The sequence below is a fragment of the Limosilactobacillus equigenerosi DSM 18793 = JCM 14505 genome (assembly GCF_001311375.1).
In the GTDB taxonomy this organism is placed as follows: domain Bacteria; phylum Bacillota; class Bacilli; order Lactobacillales; family Lactobacillaceae; genus Limosilactobacillus; species Limosilactobacillus equigenerosi.
On the sequence record NZ_BBAS01000014.1, the window covers coordinates 18,458 to 36,532 of the forward strand.

13 protein-coding genes and 6 pseudogenes are annotated in these 18,075 nt (G+C 43.7%); 18 read left to right on the forward strand and 1 reads right to left on the reverse strand.

Annotated elements, in window-relative coordinates:
• Positions 1 to 100 precede the first annotated feature (100 nt).
• From JCM14505_RS06710 to holA, 9 genes and pseudogenes are all read left to right on the forward strand, one after another.
• Positions 101 to 1,268 (forward strand): annotated as a pseudogene (locus tag JCM14505_RS06710) (FtsW/RodA/SpoVE family cell cycle protein).
• Positions 1,269 to 1,568, forward strand: a complete 300-nt coding sequence (locus tag JCM14505_RS06715) for a DUF2129 domain-containing protein (RefSeq protein ID WP_054653583.1) — start codon at positions 1,269 to 1,271, stop codon at positions 1,566 to 1,568.
• Complete coding sequence (rsmD, locus tag JCM14505_RS06720) at positions 1,559 to 2,110, forward strand: 16S rRNA (guanine(966)-N(2))-methyltransferase RsmD (protein WP_054653586.1); 552 nt, start codon at positions 1,559 to 1,561, stop codon at positions 2,108 to 2,110. The genes JCM14505_RS06715 and rsmD overlap by 10 nt, the downstream gene beginning before the upstream one ends.
• A gap of 17 nt (positions 2,111 to 2,127) precedes the next feature.
• On the forward strand, positions 2,128 to 2,658 hold the full coding sequence (gene coaD / locus JCM14505_RS06725) for a pantetheine-phosphate adenylyltransferase (protein ID WP_054653588.1): 531 nt from the start codon (positions 2,128 to 2,130) through the stop codon (positions 2,656 to 2,658).
• Positions 2,652 to 3,690 (forward strand): annotated as a pseudogene (locus tag JCM14505_RS06730) (SepM family pheromone-processing serine protease). Before coaD ends, JCM14505_RS06730 begins: the two are co-directional and overlap by 7 nt.
• 176 nt (positions 3,691 to 3,866) lie before the next feature.
• Positions 3,867 to 4,388, forward strand: coding sequence for a helix-hairpin-helix domain-containing protein (locus JCM14505_RS06735; RefSeq protein WP_082405659.1), 522 nt, complete (start codon positions 3,867 to 3,869; stop codon positions 4,386 to 4,388).
• A 3-nt stretch (positions 4,389 to 4,391) separates the two neighbouring features.
• Complete coding sequence (locus tag JCM14505_RS06740) at positions 4,392 to 5,408, forward strand: ComEC/Rec2 family competence protein (RefSeq protein ID WP_054653592.1); 1,017 nt, start codon at positions 4,392 to 4,394, stop codon at positions 5,406 to 5,408.
• Positions 5,409 to 5,448: 40 nt separating this feature from the next.
• Entirely contained in the window at positions 5,449 to 6,642 is a 1,194-nt protein-coding gene (locus JCM14505_RS06745; RefSeq protein ID WP_162200502.1) for a DNA internalization-related competence protein ComEC/Rec2, read from the forward strand.
• Positions 6,612 to 7,639 (forward strand): annotated as a pseudogene (gene holA / locus JCM14505_RS06750) (DNA polymerase III subunit delta). The gene JCM14505_RS06745 and the pseudogene holA overlap by 31 nt, the downstream one beginning before the upstream one ends.
• A 61-nt stretch (positions 7,640 to 7,700) precedes the next feature.
• On the opposite strand, the gene rpsT reads toward holA, so the two are convergent.
• On the reverse strand, positions 7,701 to 7,955 hold the full coding sequence (gene rpsT / locus JCM14505_RS06755; protein WP_054653596.1) for a 30S ribosomal protein S20: 255 nt from the start codon (positions 7,953 to 7,955) through the stop codon (positions 7,701 to 7,703).
• Between the two features lie 253 nt (positions 7,956 to 8,208).
• On the opposite strand from rpsT, the gene rpsO reads away from it, so the two are divergent.
• The 9 genes and pseudogenes from rpsO to JCM14505_RS06800 all read left to right on the forward strand — a co-directional run bounded on the left by rpsO (position 8,209) and on the right by JCM14505_RS06800 (position 18,025).
• Entirely contained in the window at positions 8,209 to 8,478 is a 270-nt protein-coding gene (gene rpsO / locus JCM14505_RS06760) for a 30S ribosomal protein S15 (RefSeq protein WP_054653598.1), read from the forward strand.
• Positions 8,479 to 8,645: 167 nt separating this feature from the next.
• Positions 8,646 to 10,012 (forward strand): annotated as a pseudogene (locus JCM14505_RS06765) (glutamate--cysteine ligase).
• A gap of 171 nt (positions 10,013 to 10,183) precedes the next feature.
• A complete protein-coding gene (locus JCM14505_RS06770) occupies positions 10,184 to 11,962 on the forward strand; it encodes a ribonuclease J (protein ID WP_054653600.1) in 1,779 nt (592 codons plus the stop codon).
• A 60-nt stretch (positions 11,963 to 12,022) separates the two neighbouring features.
• Complete coding sequence (locus JCM14505_RS06775; RefSeq protein ID WP_054653602.1) at positions 12,023 to 12,907, forward strand: hypothetical protein; 885 nt, start codon at positions 12,023 to 12,025, stop codon at positions 12,905 to 12,907.
• A gap of 175 nt (positions 12,908 to 13,082) precedes the next feature.
• Entirely contained in the window at positions 13,083 to 14,273 is a 1,191-nt protein-coding gene (gene tuf / locus JCM14505_RS06780) for an elongation factor Tu (protein WP_054653604.1), read from the forward strand.
• A 187-nt stretch (positions 14,274 to 14,460) separates the two neighbouring features.
• A complete protein-coding gene (gene tig, locus JCM14505_RS06785; RefSeq protein WP_054653606.1) occupies positions 14,461 to 15,771 on the forward strand; it encodes a trigger factor in 1,311 nt (436 codons plus the stop codon).
• 105 nt (positions 15,772 to 15,876) lie between these two features.
• Positions 15,877 to 17,120, forward strand: a pseudogene (clpX, locus tag JCM14505_RS06790) (ATP-dependent Clp protease ATP-binding subunit ClpX).
• A gap of 11 nt (positions 17,121 to 17,131) precedes the next feature.
• Positions 17,132 to 17,726: pseudogene (yihA, locus tag JCM14505_RS06795) on the forward strand (ribosome biogenesis GTP-binding protein YihA/YsxC).
• Positions 17,726 to 18,025, forward strand: coding sequence for a nucleoside triphosphate pyrophosphohydrolase family protein (locus tag JCM14505_RS06800; RefSeq protein WP_054653608.1), 300 nt, complete (start codon positions 17,726 to 17,728; stop codon positions 18,023 to 18,025). Before yihA ends, JCM14505_RS06800 begins: the two are co-directional and overlap by 1 nt.
• Positions 18,026 to 18,075 lie beyond the last annotated feature (50 nt).

Consider the following 18,075-nt stretch of genomic DNA (forward strand, 5'->3'; position numbering starts at 1 on the left):
ATCTAAAGTGCTATAATGACAGCATTAATATAACTGGAGATTATGATGGAAGAAAAAAACGACAACGTGGCAAAAAGCAGTCCGCCAAACGTTGCGGGGGATGGATTGGTATCTAGCGGCTCCGTATCTAATTTTATGTATCATTGGGATTGTGATGGTCTATTCAGCCAGTGCGGATGTTGCGATGCAAGTCGGTGGTACGCCACAAAGTTACTTGCGCAAACAAGCCATTTACGTCATTTTAGGGATTGCAGTTGCCTTTGGGGTGGCGATGGTTAATTTACGCAAATTTCGTGGTAGAGGAACTCGGCATGTTCTGATGTGGACGGTATTAACTCTGCTAGTATATGTAGCGCTCTTTGGGGCGCGGGTGAACGGGGCCCAAGGTTGGATTTCATTAGGGTTTATGAGTATTCAACCGGCTGAAATTTGTAAATTGGTTTTTGCCCTGTTTTATGCGGATTATTTTGCTCGTCAAAATGATCCGAGCCAATTACGCAACGTATCACGAGACATACCGGATTGGAAACGTTACTTGCCATGGATTTATTTAGTGGCTGCGTTAGGGTTAATCTTAAAACAACCTGATACGGGTGGTTTTTTGATTAATGCAATTATTTTTGTGGTGATTACTTCGGTGGCCGTTTTACCATTGGGGTGGTCATTATTAATATCGGTTGGTTTCTTTTTAGGGAGTTTACTTTTTGCTGTTCCATTATCAAAATTTGTTTTGCTTTGGACCCATGGTTATCAGGCCGCTCGGTTTACTGGGTTTTTAGAACCATTTAAAAATGCTTCGAGTTCAGGGGCCCAATTAGTCAATTCGTATTATGCCATTAGCAATGGTGGAATTTTTGGGAGCGGCATTGGGAATAGTATCCAAAAAAATGGGGTATCTCCCGGAAGCTAACACAGATTTTATTTTAGCTGTGATTGCTGAAGAATTAGGATTATTGGGAGTAATTGTGGTGCTAGGTACCTTAGGCTTTTTAATCTGCCGGATGGTGCTAGTGGGAACCCGGTGTAAGCATATGTATGAAGCTTACCTTTGCTATGGAATTGCCGCTTTCTTTGCGGCGGAAATGATGTTTAACGTTGGCGCCGTATGTGGTTTGTTACCAATTACGGGGGTTACGTTACCATTTATTAGTTACGGGGGATCAAGTATGTTAGTCTTGAGTGCCTCGTTGGGGATTATCATTCGGATTTCAAGAAATCAAACCCAAGCCAAGCAAGCGGCAGCCTCACTTAAACAAGGAGGACGTTAAATGGAAGCAATTTTAAATTTACCGGGACGGACGAGTTTGGCTGTTTACACGCGGGGGCACCGAGTTTTACGCGTGATTCGTCACTATGGCCAAATTGGATACGTTTCGTCCAAATTGCATTATTGCATCGTTTATGTAAGTCAAGAGCAAGTTTCGGCGACCGTTAAGGCGTTAGAATCCCTGCATGACGTGCGGCGGGTAGAACTTTCACCATGGTCAACACTAAATCCGACGGTAACGAGTTTAGCTGAAGTGGGGATTGAAGTCGATGAAGCACAAGGAGTAAAGGAATGCGAGTAGTAGCGGGAGAGTTTCGTGGTCGTAAGTTAAATGCGGTTCCTGGGATGGCGACGCGACCAACAACGGATAAAGTTAAAGAAGCAATTTTTAATATCATTGGTCCCTACTTTAATGGGGGCACGTCCCTCGATTTATTTGCGGGGAGTGGTGGTTTAAGTATTGAAGGGGTATCCCGCGGGATTGCCCACGCCGTGTTAGTTGATCGGCAGTACCAAGCAATTAAAACGATTCAAACTAATATTGAATTTACTCATCACCCTGAAAAATTTACGGTGTTGAAACGGGATGCACGCCGAGTGTTAGCTGAATTAGCAAGTCAAGGGACTCAGTTTGATTTAATTTATCTTGATCCACCATATGCTAAGCAACAAATTATTGACGATTTAGCTAAGATGCAGGAGTTAAATTTAGTCGCTCCGGGAGCCACGATTGTTTGTGAAACGAATACAGAGGCTAATTTACCGGCTACATTACCGGGGTTAACTTGTGTTCGGCAAGCTACTTACGGCATTACGGTGGTCACCATTTATCGGGCTGATTAATAAGGAGGTAAAAGGCGATGAAAGTAGCATTGTATCCAGGGTCGTTTGATCCATTAACGCAAGGACATGTTGATTTGATTCAACGGGCGAGTCGTTTGTTTGATCAATTAATTGTCGCCGTCATGAAGAATACTAGTAAGCAACCGTTGTTTAGCGTTGAAGAGCGGATTGCCCAAATTGACCGGGCAATTGGTGATTTGCCGAATGTCACGGCGATTGCGGCGGATGGTTTAACGGTTACCTTAATGAATCAAGTTGGAGCAGATTATTTGATTCGCGGAATTCGAAATCAAACGGACTTTTTATATGAACGTGACATTGCTACCATGAATCATCATTTGGATCCAGAAATTGAAACGGTCTTTTTACTGGCGGATCCGCAATATCAACACTTGTCATCAAGTTTGCTAAAAGAAGTGGCGGCTGCTGGTGGTGATATTCAAGATTACTTGCCGCAAAACGTCCAATCTGATTTACAAAAAGTGATTCATCAACGGATGATTCAACGCTTACAACGTAAAAATGGAGAGCAACATGACGAATCGTAAATTACGACGATATTTTTTTAGCGGCGTTAGCGGGCGTGCTCGCGCTTGGATGGTTCTTTTTATGGCCGCTATCAAGTTATATTGAAACGCCCGGCACGGCGGATGTTTTAAAAAAAATTATGTCCAAGTGGCCAAGCATCCTGATCAAGCAGCGGGGAGTTACCGGTTAACCTCGGTTTATATGCAACCAGCTCGTCCGGTAACGTATTTATGGGCTAAGTATTTTAATCCACTAGCAACGATTGAAACGAAGCAAGCCGTGACGGGGGGCCAAAGTAACGCCACCTTTAATCGCGTGCAAAGCTTTTATATGCAAAGTGCGATTAACCAGGCGATGGCAGTCGCGTTTCAAGCGGCGCATCGCCCAGTCACTAAAACCTATAATGGGATTTACGTGTTGGAAATCCAACCAGATTCCAAATTTAAACAGGCCCTTAAAGTTGGCGATACGATTACCAAAGTTGATGGAAAGCATTTTAATACAGCCGCGGGGTACCAAAAATATATTGCTCGGCAAGGCTTAGGTCATCGGTTGACGATTACCTATTTACATGCGGGGAAAACGAAGCAAGTTACTAAACCATTGATTAAAATTGCGACTGGTAAACCGGGCATTGGGATTATTTTAACGGATAATGTGACGGTTAAAACTGATCCAGTGGTTAAGGTTGATCCAGGGCAAATTGGTGGTCCATCGGCGGGGTTGATGTTTGCCTTACAAATTTATCAACAGGTTTCGGGGGAAGACTTGCGACATGGCCGCGAGATTGCCGGCACTGGGACGATTGATGCCAAGGGCCGGGTCGGTGAAATTGGGGGATTGACAAAAAAGTCGTTGCCGCTCACCGGGCAGGCGCCACGATTTTCTTTGCCCCATATGTAAAACCAACGAAAACAATTTTAAAATATGAAGAACATCATCAAACCAATTACCAATTGGCTAAGCGGACGGCGCAAAAATATGCCCCTGGCATGAAGGTCGTACCGGTAAAAACTTTTGATGACGCAGTTAATTATCTTCGGACACATTAAAAAAAACGAGTTTGAATCAATTTGGTTCAAACTCGTTTACGTGTATTTAATGAGTAGGAGGTAATGGATAATGAAGCAATGGCAAGATGTCCAAACTTTGATGTTACAATTTTTTTAACCACCATCGGCGCCAAGTGATAATTAGTCTAACTTTGGTCGTGGTTCTCGGTGGGTGGATGTTAACACATTGGCCCGCGGCGGATGAGTCATCACAAATGGCGACTAATTCAAGCCCGGTCATCAAAAGCGGGTCCACGGAGACCAATAATCATCGAGGCGTGACGGTGGATGTAAAAGGCGCGGTGAAACAACCTGGTGTTTACACGTTAAAACATGGTGCGCGGATTCAAGAAGCCTTGAAGCAAGCTGGGGGACCGCTACCCACCGCGGATATGCGACAAGTTAATTTAGCCAAGCAGGTAACTGATCAACAAATGGTCTATATTCCGGCCCAAGGGGAAGTTCAGACCACGGCTGGTTTGGCTAATGCAAACGAATCGAGTCAAGCCATCGTTAATCTGAATACGGCGACCAAAGAACAACTACTTACTTTGACCGGAATTGGAGATAAAAAGGCTGATCAAATTTTGGCGTATCGCCAACAACATGGGGAATTTAAACAAGTTGAGGATTTGAAAAATGTGGATGGCTTTGGGGATAAAACCGTGGCTAAGTTAAAGGACTCGCTGGCGGTTTAACAGATGGTTAAGTATCGATGGCTGTGGTTAGCGGCCGGGTTAAATTGCTTCAGTGCCCTGATTGTATGGCATCAGTGGTGGTGGCTCATTGGATTGGTTGGCTGTGTCGTTCAATATGTGCGTTTTACCGATATTCGGTGGTGGTTGCTTGGCGTGGTGGTGGCCGTGATCGTAGGGGGACGGGCGACGCAATTAGCTAACTGTTATTATCAAATTCCGCCCGTTCGCACGCAAGTAACTCAGACGGTTCGGGTATTGCCGGATCAATGGCAAGTGAATGGTAATTTTGCCCAGGCAATTGGAACCGTTAAGCATCATCAATATTTAATTCGCTTGCGGTTGCAAACGCGCCAGGAACAACAGACGTTACAACATTTGACCACGCCCGTTCAAGTGACGGTGACAGGAAAGCAATTACCAATTGCGCCGGCGACGAATTTTAATGCTTTTGACCGCCGCTTTTGGTATGCGACCCAAGGGATAAACTGTCAAGTGACTGGTCGAATCAAGCAAATGTCACGCCAATCAGCTAGCAAGGTAGCGTACCTTCATCAACTCCGCACGCAATTAGGTCAACGGTTTGCATGCTTACCGCAGCCGTTAGCGGGTTATGCCCAACGGATTTTATTGGGATTAAAAGATGCGACGTTAGCACCGCAAATGACGACGGCCAAACAACTGGGAATTGTCCATTTATTTTGTTTGTCGGGTTTACATGTGAATGTGCTGTGTCAGGGGTTAGCCAGGGGCGCTAAGTGGTTACGCTGTCCGAAGATATTAATTACGCTTTTACAGTTGATTTTCTTGCCTATTTACTGGGTGCTTGGGGGTGGGGCAGTTAGTTTAAGTCGGGCCGTTTTAATGGCGGAATTAAAACTCCTGCCAAGGAAACGGTGGCAGTTACCACTTGATCCGTGGGGGACCACGTTGGTTTTGGTTACTTGTTGGCAACCAAGTGTCTTGATGACGTTAGGGGGGCAATTGAGTTTTTTTATTATCATTTGTATTAGGATATTTTAAATTTAAATCGCCCGTCGAAAGTGCGAGTTTTATTGGTTTGGTGAGTTTAGGGCCGCTATTACATAGTGTTTATGAAGTTAATCTGCTCAGTTTTATTATCAATTACCTAATGATTCCGGTATTCGAACGCTTTATGTTACCTGCTATTGTGGTAGCAGTGCTAACCCAAGGGTGGCTTCCTTGGATTGGTCAATGGGTGAACAGCAGTTTAAAACTAATTGATCAAGGACTATTAGCGTTAACGACGTTTCCCGGGGAAATCCACTTTGGCAAAATTGGGGTCCTAATGACGATTATCGTGACTTTGTTAACGTTAGTGGCGTTAGAAAAACGGCAATTTGCTTGGTGGGGAATTGTGTTAATGTGTTATAGTGGATTATACGTAATGATTCACTGCCCATTAAGCGGTGAAGTGACCTTTGTTGATATCGGTCAAGGAGATAGTATTTTAATTCGGGAACCCTTTAATCGGCGGGTAATGCTAATTGATACCGGCGGCCAACTTAGGTTTCCTCAACCCCGCTGGGCGCAAGGTACGTTTACGACGGATGCTGCCCAACAAGCCACCGTTAACTATTTAAAGAGTTTGGGAATCCATCGCCTCGATGTGGTCTGGCTAACGCATAGTGATGTTGATCATATTGGTTACTTACCACGGATTACGCATGATTTAGCGGTGCGACAAGTCGTCGTGCCCGCCGGAATGGAAAAATTAACCAAATTTCGGCAACGGGTACCGGCGCGGATTCCAGTGCTACCAGTTACGACGCAAGTTAAATTACCGGTCGCCGAGTTAAAATTGTTAGCGCCAGTTCAACCTGGACATGCCAAAAATGAAGATTCATTGGTTTTGTGGGGGCAATTTGGTAATTATCGCTACTTATTCACTGGTGATTTACCAATGAGTGGTGAGCGGCAAATATTGCAACGCTATCCAGGCCTGCAAGCGACCGTTTTAAAATTAGGTCATCATGGTAGCCGGACATCAAGTAGCGAAGAATTTTTAGCGGCCGTCCAACCTAAATTTGGTATCATTTCGGCTGGCCGGCATAATCGGTATGGGCATCCGCATCAAGCGACATTGGATCGGTTAGCTGCCCAACAAGTTAAGCCCTTATCGACCCAACAATATGGCATGATTCGCTTCCGCTATCGAGGCCGTCAGACTCAATTAACAACGAAATTACATGGAGATGAAACATTTTGGATATCCCAACCCTCAAACAACAATTAAAAACGGCTTCGACCGCCCAAGTTTATTTAGTCCTGGGGACGCAAAGTGAATTGCAAAATGAGGCGCGACAAGCTTTCTTAACGTTAATTCCGGAAGAAGAACGCGTGATGAATGTGGCATCCTTTGATTTAGAAGAAACGCCACTTGCGACCGCCTTAGCCGATGCCAAAGCTGCGCCGTTTTTTTGGTGAACGGCGGCTGGTCTTTTTACAAAAACCGAGTTTTTTTAACGGGGAGCACAAGTCGCGGGAGTTTGAAACAGGATCCGGCGCTACTGCAAGATTATTTAGCGCATCCCGAATTGAACACGACGTTGGTTTTATTAGCACCATATGAAAAACTCGATGGGCGGAAAGCGGTCACTAAAGCTCTGAAAAAAGTGGCGGTGGAGGTTAGTGCGGCGCCACTAGCCGAAAGACAAGCCCGTTTAGCGATTGAACAACGCGCTCAAGTTCAAGGGTTTCACTTTGAGTCTGGGGCGATGGATGAGTTGGTTAAACGAACGAATGCTGATTACGGTCAAATGATGAATTATTTAAGTTCGTTGCTGCTCTATGCGCATGATGAAGAAGTAATTACCAAAGCGGCCGTTGCCGGACTGGTTCCACAATCATTAGATGAGAATGTCTTTGATTTGGTGCAAGCCGTATTACAACGTCGCCAAGGGCAGGCGATGGATTTGTATCAACAATTAATTGCTGCTCAACAACAGCCCTTGCAAATTAATGCGGTTTTAGTGAGTCAGTTTCGGTTATTGATTCAAGTTAAAATCTTGGCGCAACGGGGGCTAAGTGAAAGTACCATTACGAAACAATTAAAGGTTCATCCGTATCGGGTTAAATTAGCGTTGCAAACCGTTCGGCAATATCAATTGGCAGCCTTGTTTAAAGCGCAAATGGGGTTAGTGACGACTGAACAGCAATTGAAGTCGACAACTCGTGATCCAGAACTTTTATTTCAGATGTTTCTCTTACAATTTAGTCGGCAAGCGCAATAAACAAAAAAAACCACGCAACTAAAATTTAGTTGCGTGGTTTTTAAATATTGGTGAACGCACATTACTTAGCGTAACGAGCGGCTAAACGTGACTTGTCACGAGCGGCCTTGTTAGCCTTGATTAAACCCTTTGAGTGAGCCCGATCAATAGCTGAGACAGCGTTCTTGTAAAGTTCTTCAAGGTTGTCGGCTCCGGCGAGCTTAGCCTTGTCAAACTTCTTAATTGCAGTCCGCATAGCACTCATTTGTGATGAGTTACGAGCAGCTGCCTTTTCATTTACACGTACACGTTCGATAGCTGACTTGATGATTGGCATGAATTTCACCTCCATTTGTTGGTTTTAAGTTGACCAGATTTTTTTCAACGTATTTCATTATACCGAACTGCAAGGTTGAATGCAATACTTCACCAGCCAAGTTTATGATGAGTTTTACTTGCGCATTATTAGGCAATCTAGTATATTAGAGTAGTTGTAATAACAACTAACCCTTTCTCGGTTTAACGATCCTCACCGACGTTTTACCTAGAATCGGGTATTTTCAAATTTTGAAAGGTGGGTAAATAGTATTATGGCTATTTCAAAGGAACGTAAGAACGAAATCATCAAGGAATACGCAACGCACGAAGGTGACACGGGTTCAACTCAAGTGCAAGTTGCTGTCTTGACGGCTGACATTAACGAATTGAACGAACACATTCGTGTTCACAAGCATGACTTCCACTCACAACGTGGGTTAATGAAGAAGATCGGTCACCGTCGTAACTTGTTAGCATACTTACGTCGGACGGACGTCCAAGCTTACCGTGAATTAATCAAGTGTCTTGGTTTACGTCGGTAATCAAAAATTCAATATCACGAATTTTACAGGTCTGGGAAGTTATTTCCTTGGCCTGTTTTTTATTTTCTTAAAAGTTCAATTTCACTTTGACATATATATCGATATCGAGTAAGATAAATTAAAATTCGATTAAAAACAGATTAAGTTTGATTGGGAGGAAGCGAAAAATGTTTAGTCAAATTGGACAAACAATTTTTGAAAACGAAGTCGTTGCTCAAACTTCGGATTTTAATATGGGACTGGAAGTCGAAATGCATCGGGCTAGTAATCAAGGATGGATTAGTGAAGCGCCGACGCCGGCAGGAATTCGCTCGATAGTCCGTGGATTACGAAGGACTTTACGGAAACGATGACCGAAGTCGTGACGCCGGCAGCAAGTAACTCCCGGGATGCCATTCATTATTTATATAGTATTCAAAATGCGCTTCGTGGTTCGTTAGCGCCGGGCGAAGTATTATGGCCGTTGTCAATGCCACCAGTTTTCGATGATCCGGACAAAATTGAAATTGCCTATACAACACCTAAGAAACACGCGTATTTAGAAGGGGTATTAGCCAATATGGGGCGGGTGAATAAAGGTTTGCCATGTGGTGCCCATATTAGTTTGAGTATTGATGATCGGGTGGTTAATTTAATTTGGAATCAATTAAGTGATCAATTTGCTAGTAAGGTGGAATTGAAAAATCATTTGTACATTTTATTAGCCCAAGGATTCTTGCGCTATCGGTGGGTATTGACGTATTTATTCGGGGCCTCACCAGTCGCTGAAGCCGGCTACTTTGATGCCAGTGATGATCAACCAACGCATCCAGTCCGTTGTTTACGGCAAAGTCATTATGGCTTTGATATGGCGTATCGAGGTGATTATTCAACAGTGCAAAGTTATGTTGATCGAATTGAAGCCGGGGTAGCTGATGGGTCAATTATTGATACCGCCCAATTCCATGGCGCAATTCGGTTGAAGAGCCGAGGGAAATTACATGATATGGCCACGGATGGGGTTGATTACATTGAATTACGGATGCTTGATTTAGATCCGTTTGCGACGACCGGAATTCGCTTAGCCACCTTGTATTTCTTACGGATTATGTCGAGGTACTTTATTATGACGAGTGGGTTACCGACCAAGGAAGTTAATAAGGTGATTGCGCGTGCCGATGCGATGCAAGAAACCGTGGCGACGGAAGACCCAAGTGCCATACTGCTTTTGAAGCAGAAGGGTTGGCCTTTTTTAAATCAGCTTTATCGCTTTGCCAATCAAATTCAATTGGGACCAGAATACCTAGAAGCATTAGAAGAAATGATCGATCGCTTTGAAAACCCAACCAAGACGTTGAGTGGTCAATTAGTACAACATTTAGTGGATGGTTCATTATTAGCATATGTGCAAAAACGTGCTAATCATTATCAAGACGGTGCCTTAATGTCAATTCAGCATTTTAATGGGTTTGAAGATATGCAAACACCATTATCAGCGGAAGATTTAAAGAACAATTTATTCCGGGGCAGTTATGAACCAAGTGGATTAGCTTAATTATGAATCGGATTCGTGGTTAATACCGGCGAATCCGATTTTTATTAATGCTTAATCGAGGAAGATTATGGTAAGATAGAAACTAGTTAGTTCAAGGATTAAAAATAAATTCCCGTTTGACCACCGGTTGAATGAGGTATTTACAATTGAATAAAATTTAAAGGAGTAACTATGACTAGTAGTATCAAAATGATCCCCTTTGGTGGGGTCCGCGAAAATGGAAAGAATTTCTACGCGGTCGAAGTTGATGAACGGATTTTCATTCTTGATTGTGGTTTGAAATATCCTGAAAATGAATTAATGGGCATTGATTTTGTAATTCCTGACTGGAGTTACTTAGCCGACCATGCCGACCAAATTGAAGGGGTTTTCTTAACTCATGGGCACGCGGATGCCATTGGAGCCTTACCATACTTTGTCGCACAATTTAACGTGCCGGTGTTTGGGAGCGAATTATCGATTGCCTTAGCCAAATTAGCAGTGAAGGGGAATAAAGAAAGTAAAAAGTTTAATGACTTCCATGTTGTTGATGCCGATTCTGAAGTTGAATTTGACACGGCCAAGGTTTCTTTCTTTACGACCACGCATACGATTCCGGATTCGTTAGGGATTGTGTTGACCACGAGTGAAGGTAATATTGTTTACACTGGGGACTTTAAGTTCGATCAAACCGCGAAGGGGCGGTACCAAACGGATTTAGCTCGCATGGCTGAAATTGGTTCTGAAGGGGTCTTGCTCTTAATGAGCGACTCGGCCGGGGCTGAAATTACTGGTGCCAGTGCGCGGGAAAAAGACATTAGTGCCTACATTGAAGATACCTTTGAAAATACACTCAGTCGGATTGTCGTGGCGAGTGTTGCTTCTAATATTATGCGGGTGCAACAAATTATAAACGCGGCGGCAAATACCCATCGCAAAGTGGTCTTGTCAGGATCGGATATTGAACAAATTGTGCAAACGGCCTTAGATTTAGACTTATTATCCTTACCAAGTGATGATTTATTAATTTCACTTGATGAAGCTAATGATTTACCGGATGATGAAGTAGTGATTTTGGTGACAGGCCGGATGGGAGAACCAATCAAGTCCTTGTTAGCCATTGCGAATGGTGAAGATCAAGATTTACAATTCAAACCCAATGATTTAGTTTTTGTGACTACGACGCCTTCACATGCGGTGGAAACGGTGGTGCAAAAGGCGAAGGATGCCATTTATAAGGCTGGTGCGACGGCGAAGTTTATTGCGGATGATTTAAATCCATCCGGACATGCCAGTCAAAATGATGAACAATTATTATTAAACTTGTTCAAACCCCAAAACTTTGTGCCGGTCCAAGGGGAATACCGGATGTTACACCAACATGCATTATTAGCTGAAGAAGTTGGTTTAACCCCGGACCAAATTTTCTTATTGAACCGTGGGGATGTCCTAACTTATACGAACGGCTCTTTCCACCTCGGGGAAAAAGTCTTAGCCGGGAATATTATGATTGATGGAACTGGGGTTGGCGATATTGGGAATATCGTGCTCCGGGACCGGCGGATTTTATCCGAAGATGGTATCTTTGTTGTGGTGGTTACAATTGATCGGAAGAAGAAAAAGATTGTAGCCCGGCCTCAAATTACGTCGCGTGGCTTTGTCTTTGTGAAGACCAATCGTCAATTAATGAAACAAAGCGCCGACTTAGTTGAGGAAGTGGTCCAAGAACACTTTGATGCTAAGGAATTTGATTGGGGAACGTTAAAACAAGATGTGCGGGATAAATTAAACCGGTTCTTGTTTAACCAAACGAAACGGCATCCAGTGATTTTGCCAGTGATTATGGAAGTTAATCAACACGCTAAGCGGCGGAATCGGAATGCCGAGGCTACTAAAACGGCCGCGAAACCAGCAAAACCAGCCCCTAAAAAGGGACGTGGCCGGGGCAAGCAAAAAGCAACGACTAAATAATTAATTGCATGAGGGAGTGGTTTAGGACCGCTCCTTTTAGTATTTCAACGAGGAAGTAAGATGGACGCAAACCAACAACAGCAATTTCAACAAGCACAACGCTATGTTGACCAACAAGATTTTCAAGCCGCGGCGCCATTGTTAAATGATTTAAATCAACAAGTTGATGATTTAGCAGTGCACCAATTATTAGTGCAAACTGAATATGAACTACGCCATTTTGCGGTGGCTTGGCACTTGATTCAAGAACAACCAGTCCCTTATCAAACCCAACCTAATTTGCAACGGTTGGCCTTGTCGGTGGCAATTGCCAATCAACAATTTATTCCGGCGCGGAAATTAGCTGGCCAACGGGAAGCGTGGCTAACTGAGATTGAGCAGGCCGAACAAGTGATGCGCCAAAGTCAACAAGCAATGCTTGCGACAATTGAACGCCAGTTTATTCATATTGGTGACCAAACTTTTCGGGAGCAACAACGACGATTTGTAGCCGCTGACCAACTGCCATTAACTGAATTTTTACGGGCAGCTAAATTTGTGTTACGAGATCCATATACCAATGTGTTAATTCGCTCGAGTTTATTTCAAGTGTTATCGCAATTAATGATTGCAGAACCGATTACGATGCTATGGTTAGATGACCAGGAGTATGTGGTGACGCCGGCTCAAGTTGGTGATTTGTTTGTTCATCCCACTGTACAAGCAATTAACGAGTTGTTAATGCACCAATACGGTGACCAAGATCCGGTGACATTGCAAATGTATCAGCAGGAGTTTTATTTACAATTGACCTTGTTATACCCGCTAATTGAGCAAGCAATTGTGGATCCGAAAAGCTGGTTTTTAGCTTTAACAGCGTATTCGCAAACGGATAACGATCCGCAAATTCAAGCCGCCAAAGACTGGCAAAATCGGTTAGGGCGGTTGATAAATCGGTTAAGTTAAATATATTCGTGAAATCAGTTTACAAACCTGGATTTAACTGATAATATTATGAAGAATTCTTCAACAAATTGATTTTTATCCTTTAAATCAGTTTAGAGAAGTAGTAAAATATCTCATAAGGGTGTGTCAGGGAACTGACATCAATCTTGTAATTATTTTTTAGGAGGATTCATAAATGGCTGAAAAAGAACATTATGAACGTACAAAGCCCCACGTAAACATTGGTACGATTGGGCACGTCGACCACGGTAAGACGACGTTAACTGCTGCTATCACGAAGGTGTTAGCTGACAAGGGTCTTGCTGAAGCAGAAGATTACGCAACGATCGACTCTGCTCCAGAAGAAAAGGAACGTGGTATCACTATCAACACGGCCCACGTTGAATACGAAACGGAAAAGCGTCACTACGCGCACATCGATGCCCCAGGTCACGCCGACTACGTTAAGAACATGATCACTGGTGCCGCTCAAATGGACGGTGCTATCCTTGTTGTTGCCGCAACTGATGGTCCTATGCCACAAACGCGTGAACACATCCTTCTTGCTCGTCAAGTTGGTGTTGAATACATCGTTGTATTCCTTAACAAGACTGACCTTGTTGACGATGACGAATTAGTTGACCTTGTTGAAATGGAAGTTCGTGACTTACTTAGCGAATACGATTTCCCTGGTGATGACATTCCATTCGTACGTGGTTCAGCCCTCAAGGCTCTTGAAGGTGACCCAGAACAAATGAAGGTTGTTGAAGAATTACTTGACATCGTTGACGAATACATCCCAACGCCAGAACGTCCAACTGACTTACCATTCATGATGCCAGTTGAAGACGTCTTCACGATCACTGGTCGTGGGACGGTTGCTTCTGGTCGTATCGACCGTGGTACTGTTAAGGTCGGTGACGAAGTTGAAATCGTTGGTTTGAAGGAAGACATCGTTAAGTCAACGGTTACTGGTGTTGAAATGTTCCACAAGACGCTTGATCTTGGGGAAGCCGGTGACAACGTTGGGGTTCTTCTTCGTGGGGTTTCTCACGACCAAATCGAACGTGGTCAAGTGCTTGCACAACCAGGTTCAATCCAAACGCACAAGGAATTCAAGGGTGAAGTCTACGTTATGACTAAGGAAGAAGGGGGTCGTCACACGCCATTCTTCTCAAACTACCGTCCACAATTCTACTTCCACACGACTGACGTTACTGGTACGATCGAATTACCAGATGGTGTAGAAATGGTTATGCCTGGGGACAACGTAACGTTTACTGTTGCCCTTCAAAAGCCAGTTGCCCTTGAAAAGGGTCTTAAGTTCACGATTCGTGAAGGTGGTCACACGGTTGGTGCCGGTGTGGTTTCCGAAGTGTTAGACTAATCTAAACGAATAGTTTACTTTTTGAAAAGAGTTCGGTTTATCCGAACTCTTTTTTTTGGTTTCAAGGCCGAGTATTGCTAAATCGGTGGAATTGGAGTAAAATCAGTAAGTATGTAAGACTGTTACGCTCACCCAGTGAGGATGAGTGATAATGGCACATGAATTAATATATTTTGGAGGAATGATCATGTCAGCATCATGGGAACGCGAAAGCGCCGCTAGTCGCGGAACGTTGACGTTTACTATCGACGTCGAAACTATTAAGAAGGGAATTGACAAGGCTTTTAAGAAGACGCAAAAGCAAATTACGGTACCTGGTTTCCGGAAGGGTCACGTGCCACGGGCGATCTTTAACCAAATGTACGGTGAAGAAGCGCTTTACCAAGACGCCTTAAACGAAGTCTTACCAGAAGCTTATGAAGCTGCCGTTAAGGAAGCTGATATCAAGCCGGTTTCACAACCAGAAATTGATGTTAAGAGCATGGATAAGGGTCAAGACTGGACGTTAACGGCAACGGTGGACGTTGAACCAGAAGTTAAGTTAGGTGACTACAAGGGCCTTGAAGTTACGCGTCAAAACACGCGGGTTAGCCAAGCCGAAGTTGATGAAGCCATTGAACGTCAACGGCAACAACAAGCTGAATTAGTCTTAAAAGAAGACGGTGTGGCTGAAAACGGCGACACGGTTGTGATTGACTACGTGGGAACGGTTGATGGTGAAGAATTTGCCGGCGGTTCTGCTGACAACTACTCACTTGAATTAGGTTCAGGTCAATTTATTCCTGGTTTTGAAGACCAATTAGTTGGTCACAAGACGGACGAAGAAGTTGAAGTTTCAGTTACTTTCCCTGACGAATACCAAGCTAAGGAATTAGAAGGTAAGGATGCTATCTTCAAGGTAACGATCCACGAAATCAAGGAAAAGCAATTACCAGAACTTGACGATGAATTCGCTAAGGACGTTGATGAAGACGTTGACACGTTAGACGAATTAAAGGAAAAGACGAAGAATTCCATTAAGGAACAAAAGCAAGCTGCTGCGAAGGCTGAAATTGAAAACGAAGCCTTACAAACGGCCGTTGCTAACGCGGAATTCGAAGCGATTCCACAATCAATGCTTGATGATGACACGAACCGTCAAGTCCAACAATACCTTTCAGGAATGCAACAACAAGGGATTAACCCAGAAATGTACTTCCAAATCACGAACACGACGGAAGACGACTTACGTAAGCAATTCGCAGCTGATGCTGAAACGCGCGTTAAGACGGAACTTCTCTTACACGCTGTGGTTAAGGATGCTAAGCTTGAAGCAACGGAAGAAGAAATCAACGCTGAAGTTGCTGAATTAGCGGCTCAATACGGTATGGAAGAAGACGCAATCAAGAACGTCTTATCTGCTGACATGTTAGCCCACGATGTTGAAACGAAGAAGGCAGTTGACTTAATTGCTGACTCTGCAAAGCAAACTTTAAAGAAGGATGCTGAAGACAAGTAATTGTGGTTAGCTAATTAATTAGATCGGGTGCGCCCGGTCTTTTTATTTACCATTAACCAGCAAAAACTGGTATGATAGGTAAGATAAATTAAAGGAGGAGCCTAAATGTTCGAAGATACGAATGAACAAAACGTTCGCTGCTCATTCTGTGGGAAAGCAGAAAACGAAGTTGAACGAATCGTTGCTGGCCCCGGAGTCTACATTTGTAATGAATGTGTCGCCTTGTGCCAAGAAATTATTGATCAAGAAAATCTAGACGCGCATCATGCGAGTCAAGAAACGTTAAAGGTTTTAACCCCAGCGCAAATTAAGGCTGAATTAGACAAGTACGTGATTGGCCAACAAGATGCTAAAAAGACGCTCTCAGTAGCTGTTTACAACCACTACAAGCGGGTGAATGCGATGGTTGAAGGCACGGAAGATGATACGGAATTACAAAAGAGTAACATCGCCGTGATTGGACCAACTGGGTCCGGGAAGACGTACTTAGCGCAATCCTTAGCGCGGATTTTAAATGTACCATTTGCGATTGCCGATGCGACCACGTTAACCGAAGCTGGTTATGTTGGGGAAGACGTTGAAAACATTATTTTGAAGTTGTTACAAGCAGCTGATTTTGATGTTGAACGGGCGCAAAAAGGATTATTTATATTGATGAAATCGATAAAATCTCGAAGAAGAGCGAAAATGTTTCCATTACGCGGGATGTTTCGGGGGAAGGGGTGCAACAAGCCCTCTTAAAGATCCTCGAAGGGACAATTGCGAATGTTCCACCACAAGGCGGCCGGAAGCACCCACAACAAGAATTTATTCAAGTTGATACCAGCAATATTCTCTTTATTGTTGGGGGAGCTTTTGACGGAATTGAAACGATTGTGAAGGAACGGCTCGGGGATAAGACAATCGGGTTTGGGACGAGTTCAAGTGAAATCGACGAAATTACCGATAAAAATATCCTCCAACACGTGGTGCCAGAAGACTTACTTCAGTTTGGGTTGATTCCTGAATTTATTGGGCGGCTCCCAGTGATGACGGCCCTAGAAAAGCTTGACGAAGCTGATTTAGTCCGGATTTTAACGGAACCAAAGAATGCCTTGGTTAAGCAATATCAATCCTTAATCGCGCTAGATAATTGTCAGCTAGAATTTACTGATGGTGCTTTAAAGGCGATGGCTGAATTAGCAATTAAGCGAGAAACGGGGGCGCGGGGCTTACGTTCAATCATTGAAGACGTGATGCGTGACATCATGTTTGATTTACCAAGTCGGGATGATGTTGAAAAAGTTGTGATTGATAAGCGCTGCGTGACGCATCACTCAGCTCCCCGGTATGTATTAAAGGCATCATAAGAGGTAAACGAATGGACGTACATGAAGTTGAATTAGTGATGAGTGCCGTCAAAGAAGCCCAATACCCAGATACTGGCTGGCCAGAAGTGGCCTTTGTTGGACGTTCGAATGTCGGTAAATCATCGATGACCAATGTGTTAATTAATCGGAAAAATTATGCGCACACTTCAAGTCAACCTGGGAAGACGCAAACGTTGAATTTCTACGATGTTGAACATAAATTGTATTTCGTTGATGTGCCTGGGTATGGATATGCCAAGGTGTCGAAAAAAACAACGGGAACAATTTGGCCAAATGATTGAACATTATCTAACGCAACGTGATCAATTGCGGGGTGTCATCCAACTAATTGATGGCCGGCATGCTCCGACTGAAGATGACATTATGATGTATCAATGGTTAGCTTATTATCAAATTCCAACCTTGATTGTAGCGACGAAGATTGATAAAGTTAAATCAAGTTCGTACACGAAAACGATTTCGGCGATTACGAAGGGATTACAATTACAAGCTAACACCCCATTGATCTTATTTTCAGCGAAAACGAAGCGCGGAAAGCAAGAAATTTGGGATTGGATTGAACAACAAACAGGGGTAACGGATTAATGGAATTCAATGAATATCAAGATGCAGCAAAGCGGACGCTTTATGGGACGGAACAAGTATTAACTAACTGTGCGATGGGGTTAGCGGGGGAAACCGGCCAAGTCGTGGATTTAGTTAAGGACTACACGTTTAAGGGGCATCCCTTAGATCGGGAACAATTAGTTCATGAATTAGGGGATGTCATGTGGTATCTCTCCCAAATTGCTGAATGGGCAGATATTCCATTTGATGAAGTTGCATCGAAGAACATTGAAACGTTAAATCGTCGTTATCCAAACGGCTTTAATAAACAAGCGTAAAAAACTCGCCAGGCCTAATGAGCAGTTGCTCGGTGGCTGGCGAGTTTTTA